Consider the following 3,242-nt stretch of genomic DNA (forward strand, 5'->3'; position numbering starts at 1 on the left):
CCAAACTGCTGGGCGGTCCGCACGTCGGCTGGCTGGGCGGCTGGATGATGATGACCGCCTCGATGGTGTCGCTGGCGGCGGTGGCGCTCGCGTACCAGATCACGCTGCCGCAGATCTCCTCGTGGTTCCAGCTCGTCGGCGACGGCGGCAGCGGCACCGAGCGGGCGGCCAACGCGGTCGTGCTCGGCTCGATCCTGGTCCTGTTCACCACCCTGGTGAACGGCTTCGGGGTGAAGCTGATGGCCCGTATCAACTCCGCCGGGGTGGCCATCGAGCTGGTCGCGGCGATCGTGCTGATCCTGCTGCTGGCCGCGCACTTCACCCGCGGCCCGGCCGTCGTGCTGGACACCTTCGGCCGCGGCGAGGGGCAGTCACTGGGCTACTTCGGCGCCTTTCTGACCGCCTCGCTGGCCTCCGCGTACGTCATGTACGGCTTCGACACGGCGTCGTCGCTCGGCGAGGAGTCCGTGGATCCGGGCCGCAACGCGCCGCGCGCCATCCTGCGGGCGCTCGTCGCCTCGTTCCTCATCGGCGGGTTCATCCTGCTGTTCGCCCTGATGGCGGTGGAGAACCTGCACGCGAAGGCGCTGGCGGAGGACGGCCTCCAGTACGTGGTGCTGTCCACCCTCGGAAGCACCGTAGGCGAGATCATGCTGTGGTGCGTGGTGGTCGCCATCACCGTGTGCGCGCTGGCCGTGCACACCGCCAGCATCCGGCTGATGTTCGCCATGGCGCGGGACAACAACCTGCCCGGCGGCTCCCGGCTCGCCCATGTCCATCCGCGGTTCCAGACGCCGGTGCTCCCGGCGATCCTCATCGGTGTGGTGGCCGTCGCGATCCTGGTCATCAACATCAACCAGCCGCAGATCTTCTCGGTGGTCACCAGCATCGCGATCATCATGATCTACATGGCATATCTGCTGGTCACCCTGCCCATGCTGGTGCGGCGGCTGAGGGGCCAGTGGCAACCGGCCACCGGCCGCTTCTCGCTGGGGCGCTTCGGCGTACCGGTCAATGTGCTGGCCGTGCTGTGGGGCCTCGCGATGTCCGTCAACCTCGCGTGGCCGCGCGCCGAGGTCTACAACGCCACCGGCCCCCAGCACTGGTATCTGCGCTGGGGTGCCGTCCTGTTCATCGGCGTCGTCGCCCTCGGTGGCTTCGCCTACTACTGGTTCGTGCAGCGCAGACACACCGGCGTACTCGCCGAGCACGCCGCCGCGACCACCCCGTGAGGAGAGGCCCGTGGACGAATTCGACTACGTGGTGGTCGGTGGCGGCACGGCCGGGTCGGTCGTCGCGGCCCGGCTGAGCGAGGACCCGTCGGTGTCGGTGTGCCTCCTGGAGGCGGGCCCCTCGGACGTCGGCGACGACAACATCCTGCGGCTGGACCGGTGGATGGCGCTGCTGGAGTCCGGCTACGACTGGGACTATCCCGTCGAGCCGCAGAAGAAGGGCAACAGCTTCCTGCGGCACGCCCGCGCCAAGGTGCTGGGCGGCTGCTCCTCCCACAACTCCTGCATCGCCTTCTGGGCGCCCGCCGAGGACCTGGACGAATGGGCCGCGGCCGGCTGTACGGGGTGGAGCGCCGAGGAGACGTACCCGCTGTTCCGGCGGCTGGAGAACAACGACGCGCCAGGGGACCACCACGGCCGCGACGGCCCGGTCACCGTGCGCACCGTACCGCCCCACGACCCGTGCGGCCGGGCGCTGCTGGCCGCGTGCGAGGAGGCGGGCATCCCCCTCACCTCCTTCAACACCGGCGAGACGGTGGTGCGCGGCGCCCACTGGTTCCAGATCAACGCGCGCGAGGACGGCACCCGCTGCTCCGCCTCCGTGGCCTACCTCCACCCGGTCATGTCCTGGCGCCCCAATCTGACCGTACGCACCGGGCTCCAGGCCAAGCGGCTGCTGCTGGACGCGGACCGGCGCTGCATCGGCGTCGACTACCTCGCCCCCGACCTCATCCACACCCACACCGTGCACGCCCGGCGCGAGGTGGTCGTCTCCTGCGGCGCCATCGACACCCCGAAGCTGCTGATGCTGTCGGGCATCGGGCCCGCGGACCGGCTGCGCGAGGTGGGGGTGGAGGTGATCGTGGACTCCCCCGGAGTCGGCGAGAACCTCCAGGACCACCCCGAGGGCGTCATCATGTGGAACGCCGAACAGCCCATGGTCCGCAGCTCCACCCAGTGGTGGGAGATCGGCATCTTCGCCGCCACCGAGCCCGATCTCGACCGGCCGGACCTGATGTTCCACTACGGGTCGGTGCCGTTCGACATGAACACCTACCGCCATGGCTATCCGACGTCCGAGAACGCCTTCTGCCTCACCCCGAACGTCACCCGCGCCCGCTCCACCGGCACCGTACGGCTGCGCAGCCGCGACTTCCGCGACAAGCCGAAGGTCGACCCCCGCTACTTCACCCACGACCACGACATCCGCGTGATGATCCACGGCCTGCGGCTGGCCCGCAACATCGCCGCCCGCCCCGCCCTGGCCCTCTGGGCGGGCGCCGAACTCGCCCCGGGCCCCGACGTGGACACCGACGACGAGCTGTTCGCGTACATCCGCGACACCCACAACACCGTCTACCACCCGTCCTGTACGGCGAAGATGGGCGCCCCCGACGACCCGGCCGCCCCGCTCGACCCGCAGCTGCGGGTCAAGGGCGTGACGGGGCTCCGGGTGGCCGACGGCTCGGTGATGCCGCATCTGGTGGCCGTCAATCCGTGCATCACCACGATGATGATCGGCGAGAAATGCGCCGACATGCTCAAGCGCCGCCACCCGTGACGGCACCGCGCCCGCCCGCGTAACTCCGGTGGCCAATCAAGGCGTTGGCACCGCGCGGCCACAGGATTCCCTTGAGCCCGCACACCCCCGGCGGCCACTCTGATCGCACCTTCCGACAGGAGAGTCGGATGCGATGAGGGAGGAAGCCAGCCGATGCGAAGATCGCGTCGCCTTGTGGCTGTGGTGGGCGCCGCCGGTGTGGTGGCCGCCGCCATGGCCGCCCCGGCGGTCGGCGCCCAGCCGTCCCGGTCCGCCACGAAGGCTGCACAGACCGCCCCGCAGGTTCGTACGCAACAGCACACGGTCACCCTGATCACCGGTGACACGGTCACTGTCACCACCGGCCCCGACGGCAAGTACGCCGTGGAGGTGCAGCGGGCGCCGGGCCCGCGAGTCGGGCGGAGTTCGTGACCACCCAGCAGGACAAGGGAAATCAGCGTCGTCCCCGT

Annotated in this window: 3 protein-coding genes; all 3 read left to right on the plus strand. The window is 70.1% G+C overall.

The window, feature by feature from the left end:
* A partial coding sequence (locus tag SSOG_RS09080) for an APC family permease (RefSeq protein WP_039936976.1) occupies window positions 1-1,232 on the plus strand: 1,232 nt, incomplete at its 5' end.
* A gap of 10 nt (window positions 1,233-1,242) precedes the next feature.
* Complete coding sequence (locus tag SSOG_RS09085) at window positions 1,243-2,793, plus strand: GMC family oxidoreductase (RefSeq protein WP_009713919.1); 1,551 nt, start codon at window positions 1,243-1,245, stop codon at window positions 2,791-2,793.
* A 153-nt stretch (window positions 2,794-2,946) separates the two neighbouring features.
* The gene (locus SSOG_RS09090) at window positions 2,947-3,204 is read left to right on the plus strand and encodes a hypothetical protein (protein WP_009713920.1); all 258 of its coding nucleotides are present in this window, start codon (window positions 2,947-2,949) and stop codon (window positions 3,202-3,204) included.
* Window positions 3,205-3,242: the final 38 nt, after the last annotated feature.

This window comes from Streptomyces himastatinicus ATCC 53653, assembly GCF_000158915.1.
GTDB lineage: Bacteria > Actinomycetota > Actinomycetes > Streptomycetales > Streptomycetaceae > Streptomyces > Streptomyces himastatinicus.

Excerpts from the sequence above, each read along its gene's own strand:
- SSOG_RS09090 (WP_009713920.1), top strand. The coding sequence starts at position 2,947 with ATGCGAAGATCGCGTCGCCTTGTGGCTGTGGTGGGCGCCGCCGGTGTG.